This window comes from Prosthecobacter sp. (genome assembly GCF_044373815.1).
Classification (GTDB): Bacteria; Verrucomicrobiota; Verrucomicrobiia; order Verrucomicrobiales; family Verrucomicrobiaceae; genus Prosthecobacter.
This window is the reverse complement of record NZ_JBIPNG010000394.1, coordinates 1-6,268: the sequence shown is the minus strand read 5'-3', so window position 1 is coordinate 6,268 and position 6,268 is coordinate 1. Positions and strand designations below refer to the sequence as shown.

Below are 6,268 nucleotides of genomic sequence, written 5' to 3'. Positions count from 1 at the left end.
CCTGGAGCACACCAAGCATCACTTCGACACCTCCAACCTCAGCTTCGGCCGCTGGCTGAGCCGCACCTTGGAAAACGTCGGCCTGCAAGCGCTCATCTACACCCCGGTGACATTTGTCGCGCTGGTTGTGGCCATGATCGCAGCTGTGAAGCAGCGCAAAAATCTATCGCGCCCGCTGCTGTTCCTCATGCTGGCCTCCGCTCCGGCGCTGGCATGCTTTGCGGTGCTGGCATTGCGTCAGCGCATCAATCCAAACTGGCCGGCCGCCTTCTTTGTCCCTGCGTTCGTTCTCGCGGCCGCATGGCTGCGGGGAGCCGCACCGTTCAAGTTGCATCCCGGCTGGGAGCGCTGGTCCCTGCGGGTCGGCGGTGCCTTGGTCCTCATCGTGCATCTCGCGCTCGTCATCATCTTCACCACCGAGCTGAAAGGCATCAACAAGCTCGCCAGCCTGCGCGGCTGGAATGAAGCCGGCATCGAGGCTCAGAAGTTCCTCGATCAGGTGCCAAGGCCGAAGAACACCTTCGTCATGGCCCTCGGCCATCGCTACCACGCCGCAGAAATGGCCTTCTACATGCCCTCGCATCCGCGTCTCTATCGCTGGGAGCCCAGCGACTCGGTGCAGTCCCAATATGAAATCTGGCCCGGCCCCGAAGAACACATCGGTTACGATGCGCTGATCCTCGAACCCGGCCCCGTTCCCGCCCTGCAGCAAAACACCCTCTTCACCACCGCCTTCGAAAAACTCGAATTCCTTGGCAGCATCCGCGTCCCGCTGGGGAAAGAGGTCCGCGAGTTCAGTGTCTATCTCGGGCACAATTTGAAACAGTGGAAGCCTGTGCCCACAAAATGAACGCCTGGGATCTCAGCCTGCTGCATCAAATCAACACCGCCTGGTCACACCCGGTGCTCGACTGGTTGATGCCCGCCCTGTCCGCCATCGAGGCATGGCTGCCACTCATCATACTGGCCGTGCTGATCACCGCATGGCGCGGTGGCAAACGCGCCCGCATCATGCTGCTCTGTCTCGGCATCGCCATCGGCCTCGGCGACGGCGTGATCTCCAACACCCTGAAAAAATCCATCGGCCGCGTTCGCCCCCGCGATGCACTGCCTGGCATCACCATTCGTGATCTCGGCACCGCTTCACCCGCCTTCATGCGCTTGTTCCAGCAGCCCGTGGTCAAACCGAGCGAACCAAACGGCGCCACAACTGGGAAATCCTTCCCATCCAGCCACACCATCAACATGTTCGCCGTCGCCACGGTCATCGCGTTCAGCTACCGCCGCGCCGGCATCCTCATGTATCTGCTGGCAGCCGCAGTCGGCTATTCACGCATCTACTGTGGCGCTCACTGGCCCAGCGATATCCCGCCCTCCATGGCCATCGGCGTCTTGGCGGGCCTTGGAGTGGTGTTCGTGTCGAGGCGCTTCCTCCGTCAGGCGTGACTCGCAGTCACCGCGCCATCATTCAAACAGCACCCATGGTGCCTTCGGATAATTTTCCTTCGCCGCCTCCATCACGCCGATGTCTCCGGCGAAACCTTGGTGCAGCACCTTCCAGCCACCCTTGCCGTCTTTTTGCAGCAGCGCGAAAAAGTCCAGCTCCATCTCCGCAGCGATATCTTCGTTCTTCGGCTTGCCTCCGACTGTGTCCACGTGACCGTTGAAGCGCGCCCATGAGCCGCTGACACGCACCGTGCCGGTGAAAACAACCTCCCGCCCGACCTCGGCACTCACCGGCGCACGCATCGCATCCATGATGGCTTTGCGCTCCGGCGTCCCGGCCTTCGGCTCAAAGACTGGGATCTTGCTGAGCGGCTTTTTGAAGGCGACCTTGTTGGGTTCCTGCAGATTCAGCCGCGTTTCATCCTTGGGGTCCTGCACCAGCTGGCCCTCACCGATGTAGAGCTTGTCACCATCGAGCTTGAGCACCTCTTCCTCAGACTGGTCGGAGCCTTCAATGGTAAACGTGTAGAGCACCTGAATGATGCCCCCGCCGGTGATGATGCCGCTGATCGTACCGTGGGCCCCATGCCCGTCAGGCTGTTTCGGCAGCCAGTTCTGCGTTCCGGTGACCTCATCCCCATCGATGGTGAGAGCGATTCGCGTGTATTCCTTGGCGTTTTCCTGCGCAAAAAACAGCGTCTGCGGTTCAGCGGCTGAGATGACGGTGCTCAGCAGGAGCAGTGGGAGGATGAGAAACTTGTTCATGGCATGGAAGAGAAGAAAGAATAAAAAACACCGGCTTGGATCAGCGCACCGACCACAAATAAAACCGCAAACAGCCAGAGCAGAAGCTTTCGCCTGCTCCGCCAGAAAAACGCCAGCCCGGCCGGCACGCCCGCCACTCCGCAAAGCACCTGGCCGCCCATCATGCCAAAGATCAGCATCATGTGCTTGTTCGGGTCCGCCCTGCCCGAGTCATTCGCCATCACATCCGCAATGAACGCCATCGCCCCCCACGCGAGGTGCGCGATGATCCAGAGCACAATGAAGAGGACGCCGCAGAACTTCCACACCACGGAAACACCCTCTTGGGCAGCAGTCGGCGAAATCGCTTCGCTCATTTGCCTTTGATGGATTTCAGCACTTTTTCGATCTCGTCACCATGCTCCTTCAGAGACTCCAGCGGGACGACGTTAAAGAGCATGAAAAAGGTGTCGCCAGCCTTGGGCGCAAACACAGCGCAGTTCACCGCCATCTTCACACCTTCAAGGGTGACATTGCCGTTGAGAAAGGTGGCCTTCAAACCATTGAGTTCACCCTTTTCCGGCTCTCCCAGCCATTTGATGCCCTTGAGCTCCTCTTCGAGGCTCTCCTTGGCATCGTCAAGGGCGCTGGCGGCCTCCTCAGCGTCTAAAGCCATCAACTCCATGTTCACCAGTTCATCGGCGGATGAAGCTGAAAGAGATTGATCGCCGGTCTCGATCTTCCAGGCGTCAGGAAAGGCGATGGAGAAGATCGGCTTTTTCGCCGGATAGTTGAAGACTTGATCCGCACGCAGGGCAGGCGCTAGAACGAGGGCGATGAGGGAAAAGATGAGAGAGGTTTTCATGGCCGATGGAAGGAGCGGCTTTAAACGAACAACCCCTTCTTCGTATTCAGAAAAAGGGGTTGCTCAGTTGATTGAAAGTTGCAGCAGAACTCACTTGGCCTTGATGGAACCGATCATGGCACCGATGGCCGGCCCCTGCTTTTCACTGCCTTCTTTGGATGAAATGCAGGACAGCAGGATCCAGTTCTTGGCGCCGGGCTTGGCCAGCAGCACGAGGTTGATGAAGGCCTTGCCGTGTTCATCTTCACCCTCGGCATTGAGGATGGCGATGCCGAGCCCGTCCTTCTGGCCCTTCTCAATCTCGTCATACTTCATGTTCTTGAATTCCGACACGGTCTCCTTGGCCTCTTTCAGGGCAGCCTCAAGACTGTCCAGCCCGGCTTCGAGTTCAGACAGTTCCACGATCACACTGTCATCGTCCTTCGTCGGCGTGGCCATCAGACCTTCGTCGTCCAAATCCACCACCCAGGTGTCAGGCAGCACGAATGTGACGAGCGGAGTTGCTTTGGGATAATCAACCGCCTTGTCAGCCGCGAGGGCCAGAGGTGCGGCGATGAGAGTGACCAGACAAAGAAGAAGCGATGTTTTCATGATGATTAGTTCAGTGCTCAACATGTGCTGAGCGAGCACGCGAATAGGAAATCTCGGCAGGATGTTGTCAACCTCGACTCCGTGACTGTTTCACTTTCTCAAACCGCTCTCACAGCGGCCACTCGATCTCCGTCTCGCCATGCATGATTTCAGCGAGGACCGGCACATCCAGAAAATGTTCCAGCACCATCCGGTTGCTGATGCTCGCAGCATCGCGCTCTTCATGGACGTAGTTCAGAATGATGCCGGCACACGTAAGGCCACGGGCCTGAATGTTGCGCACGGTCAAAATCGTGTGGTTGAGGCAGCCAAGCTTGTTGTTCACCACCACGATCACCGGCAGCGCCAGTCGTTGCGCAAAGTCAGCCATCGTCGAAAATTCGTTGAGCGGCACCTCCCACCCCCCAGCACCCTCGACGAGGACGTGTTCGTGGCGCTGCGCCAGTCCCTGAAAGCAGGCGATGACCTCGTTCAGTTCAATGCGCCGGTTTTCCATCAAAGCCGCGGCGTAAGGCGCAGCCGGCACCTTGAACCAGACAGGATTCACCTCCTCAACAGTCAGCCCCTCGCTCCCGGCACTGGCCAGATGAATCGCATCATCACGCGACCCACAGACAAAGGGCTTGAAGCCGGCAACGGTTTTGCCCTCGCGTTTTAAAGCCTCCAGCAGCAGACAGGTGACGTAAGTCTTGCCTGCGTCCGTGTCGGTTCCGGTGATGAAGTAGTGGCTCACTTTACTCTTTGTTTGAGATCTCCCATGCCTGCTTGAGCAACCATCCGCCAAAAGCGATGGCAAGGAATGCCCCGATCAGTCCTGAAACCGTGCCAAAAGCCATGGCTATCACACCACATCCGATGATGATGCAGGCTCCCACAGCCAAGGCCGGTTCGAACTGGTTTTTCATTCCGGGACGTTTTTAGCCGATCTGGGCGAGAACTGCAGAAGCAATCTTGTCGGCCTGCGCCTCGAGGTATTCCACATCCCGTCCTTCCACCAGCAGGCGGATGAGCGATTCCGTACCCGAGTAGCGCAGCAGCACGCGACCGTAGTCACCAAGCTTCTTTTCCGTCTCTTTGATGATCTTGTCAGCCTCGACAAGCTGCTCGATGGGCGGCTTCGTTCGCACACGCAGATTGCGCGAGCACTGCGGGAATTTTTTGAGGCACTTGCGCAGCTCGCTCAGCGGCTCGCCCGTTTCCTTCATGATACGCAGGACCTGCAGCCCCGCGATCAGACCGTCCCCGGTCGTGGCCCAGTCACCAAAAATGATGTGGCCGCTCTGTTCTCCGCCAAAGTTCAGTCCGCGTGCGCGCATTTCTTCGAGCACATAGCGGTCACCCACTCCTGTCCGGATGACACGCCCGCCCAAACGCGAAACGAGATCGTCCAGCCCGTAGTTGCTCATCACCGTGACAGCCAGCGTGTTCTGCTTCAGCGTGCCTTTGCGCAGCATGGATTCTGCGGCGATCGCCATGAGCTCATCACCATCGAGTGCGATAGCTTCCTCATCGCACAGCGCGCTGCGGTCCGCATCACCATCATGCGCGATGCCGGCCTGCGCCTGGCACTGGCGCACGATCCGCTCGATCTCATCCGCGTGCGTGCAGCCGCACTCTTCGTTGATGTTAAAGCCATCCGGTTCGGAGTGGTACACCTGCACGTCTGCACCGAGCTGCTCCAAAGCGAGCGCGCTGGTGAAGGACGAAGCGCCATGCGCGTTGTCCAGCGCAACTCGCATGCCGTCGAGCCGCACGCCACCCATCGAGGCAATCGCATGCGCCACGTAACGGTCCACGCCGTCCGCCAGCTTGCTGATGCGGCCAATGCCCCGGCCTTCCGGACGCGGTGTGTCCTCGTTGCCAAGCACCAGGCGCTCGATGGCCACCTCCGTCTTGTCATTGAGCTTGTGGCCGTCTCCGTGGACGAATTTGATGCCGTTGTCCTTGAAAGGATTGTGCGAGGCCGAAACGATCACGCCAAAGTTCGCACCAAGCTGCGCGCTGAGCATGGCCACCGCCGGCGTGGGCAGCTGTCCCACGAGGATGACATCCACCCCCGCAGAATTCAGACCTGCCGCCAGTGCGGACTCAAGCATTTCGCCAGAAGCACGCGTATCGCGGCCCAGCACGGCTTTGGGGCGTTCACCGCCCTCCGGTTTGCCGCCGAGCACCACGGCGGAAGCCTGCGCTAGGCGCATGACAAACTCAGGGGTCATTGGGTGACGATTGGCCACGGCACGGACGCCGTCGGTGCCGAAGAACTGGCGCTTTTCAGACATAGGACGGCGCTTCTAGCGCAGGACTTCCAGAGTGTCAAAGCCCGGCGCTGCCACTCGCTGCCGTCCCTGGCGCGCGCGCAGGCGGAATCGATGCATTCGGCGGCGAAAGCATGGGCTCCAGTTCCGAGGGGAGTTGCACCGGCGCAGGAATCACCGGCGTGAGCTGTGAAGGTGCCGGAGAAGTCGGCACGGGAATCCTCGCCGGCGGCGGCATCGAGTAAGACGGCATGTTGCGGGCATCCTGCGCCTTGATCATGAACCAGAACAAAAAGGCCAGCACCAGGGAGATGATCTTCTCCCGCCAGTTGCGCATGATGAATTCTTTAAGCTGATTTCCCCAGTT

The 6,268-nt window shown here is 59.3% G+C and carries 9 protein-coding genes and 1 pseudogene; 2 read left to right on the top strand and 8 right to left on the bottom strand.

Features of this window, described 5'->3' with window-relative positions:
* Both ACIREA_RS24140 and ACIREA_RS24135 read left to right on the top strand, forming a co-directional pair.
* Nucleotides 1–850, top strand: an 850-nt coding sequence (locus tag ACIREA_RS24140) for a hypothetical protein (protein ID WP_397384895.1), incomplete at its 5' end; no start/stop codon positions are given.
* A complete protein-coding gene (locus ACIREA_RS24135) occupies nucleotides 847–1,446 on the top strand; it encodes a phosphatase PAP2 family protein (protein ID WP_397384894.1) in 600 nt (199 codons plus the stop codon). The genes ACIREA_RS24140 and ACIREA_RS24135, both read left to right, overlap by 4 nt.
* A gap of 18 nt (nucleotides 1,447–1,464) precedes the next feature.
* On the opposite strand, the gene ACIREA_RS24130 is transcribed toward ACIREA_RS24135, so the two are convergent.
* From ACIREA_RS24130 to ACIREA_RS24095, 8 genes and pseudogenes are all read right to left on the bottom strand, one after another.
* A complete protein-coding gene (locus ACIREA_RS24130) occupies nucleotides 1,465–2,211 on the bottom strand; it encodes a hypothetical protein (RefSeq protein ID WP_397384893.1) in 747 nt (248 codons plus the stop codon).
* Entirely contained in the window at nucleotides 2,208–2,567 is a 360-nt protein-coding gene (locus ACIREA_RS24125) for a hypothetical protein (RefSeq protein ID WP_397384892.1), read from the bottom strand. Before ACIREA_RS24125 ends, ACIREA_RS24130 begins: the two co-directional genes overlap by 4 nt.
* Nucleotides 2,564–3,055: a hypothetical protein gene (locus ACIREA_RS24120; protein WP_397384891.1), complete on the bottom strand. Its 492-nt coding sequence runs from the start codon at nucleotides 3,053–3,055 to the stop codon at nucleotides 2,564–2,566. The genes ACIREA_RS24125 and ACIREA_RS24120 overlap by 4 nt, the downstream gene beginning before the upstream one ends.
* Before the next feature lie 90 nt (nucleotides 3,056–3,145).
* Nucleotides 3,146–3,646 carry a hypothetical protein gene (locus ACIREA_RS24115; RefSeq protein WP_397384890.1) on the bottom strand — a complete coding sequence of 167 codons (501 nt, stop codon included), beginning with the start codon at nucleotides 3,644–3,646 and terminating at the stop codon, nucleotides 3,146–3,148.
* Nucleotides 3,647–3,755: 109 nt separating this feature from the next.
* The gene (gene bioD / locus ACIREA_RS24110) at nucleotides 3,756–4,379 is read right to left on the bottom strand and encodes a dethiobiotin synthase (RefSeq protein WP_397384889.1); all 624 of its coding nucleotides are present in this window, start codon (nucleotides 4,377–4,379) and stop codon (nucleotides 3,756–3,758) included.
* Between the two features lies 1 nt (nucleotide 4,380).
* Nucleotides 4,381–4,551 (bottom strand): hypothetical protein, encoded by a 171-nt coding sequence (locus ACIREA_RS24105; RefSeq protein WP_397384888.1) that lies wholly within the window; start codon nucleotides 4,549–4,551, stop codon nucleotides 4,381–4,383.
* Nucleotides 4,552–4,563: 12 nt separating this feature from the next.
* Complete coding sequence (glmM, locus tag ACIREA_RS24100; RefSeq protein WP_397384887.1) at nucleotides 4,564–5,925, bottom strand: phosphoglucosamine mutase; 1,362 nt, start codon at nucleotides 5,923–5,925, stop codon at nucleotides 4,564–4,566.
* A gap of 34 nt (nucleotides 5,926–5,959) precedes the next feature.
* Nucleotides 5,960–6,268, bottom strand: a pseudogene (locus ACIREA_RS24095) (hypothetical protein); the annotation flags it as partial.

Bases quoted from the DNA above. Each gene is read 5' to 3' on its own strand.
- ACIREA_RS24115 (WP_397384890.1), bottom strand. From the start codon at position 3,646: ATGAAAACATCGCTTCTTCTTTGTCTGGTCACTCTCATCGCCGCACCT.
- ACIREA_RS24120 (WP_397384891.1), bottom strand. From the start codon at position 3,055: ATGAAAACCTCTCTCATCTTTTCCCTCATCGCCCTCGTTCTAGCGCCT.
- ACIREA_RS24130 (WP_397384893.1), bottom strand. From the start codon at position 2,211: ATGAACAAGTTTCTCATCCTCCCACTGCTCCTGCTGAGCACCGTCATC.
- ACIREA_RS24135 (WP_397384894.1), top strand. From the start codon at position 847: ATGAACGCCTGGGATCTCAGCCTGCTGCATCAAATCAACACCGCCTGG.
- ACIREA_RS24105 (WP_397384888.1), bottom strand. From the start codon at position 4,551: ATGAAAAACCAGTTCGAACCGGCCTTGGCTGTGGGAGCCTGCATCATC.
- ACIREA_RS24125 (WP_397384892.1), bottom strand. From the start codon at position 2,567: ATGAGCGAAGCGATTTCGCCGACTGCTGCCCAAGAGGGTGTTTCCGTG.
- glmM (WP_397384887.1), bottom strand. From the start codon at position 5,925: ATGTCTGAAAAGCGCCAGTTCTTCGGCACCGACGGCGTCCGTGCCGTG.